Source organism: Photorhabdus viridis (assembly GCF_040256935.1).
GTDB lineage: Bacteria > Pseudomonadota > Gammaproteobacteria > Enterobacterales > Enterobacteriaceae > Photorhabdus > Photorhabdus viridis.
The window spans coordinates 1-243 of record NZ_JBEJZY010000429.1 but is presented as its reverse complement, the minus strand read 5'-3'; the positions used below and the strand labels follow the sequence as shown (position 1 = coordinate 243).

The 243-nt window shown below is 42.8% G+C and carries 1 protein-coding gene; it reads right to left on the bottom strand.

Annotated features, from left to right (window positions below):
- Positions 1-243 (bottom strand): hypothetical protein (locus ABR397_RS24035; protein WP_350307880.1); only part of this gene is annotated, 243 nt, incomplete at both ends.

Here is a 243-nt window from a genome sequence, read left to right as displayed (position 1 = left end):
TGGCAGACTGAACATAAGGTAACTTCATTGCTTCTTGTTGCATTTTGCTGTTGATTAGCTGAGTTCCCGGCCAATATCCCAAAATTCGCTGGTAATAAGGAATACCCAATGCTGTGTCATACCAGCACTCACCCAGATATGTACTACAGGCACAAGCGACATCCTGCGCTACAGAATAGGGATTATCAGTAATGGCGATATTTCCAGAATCATCTAACGTTAAATCCCATGACTCGGTATCAA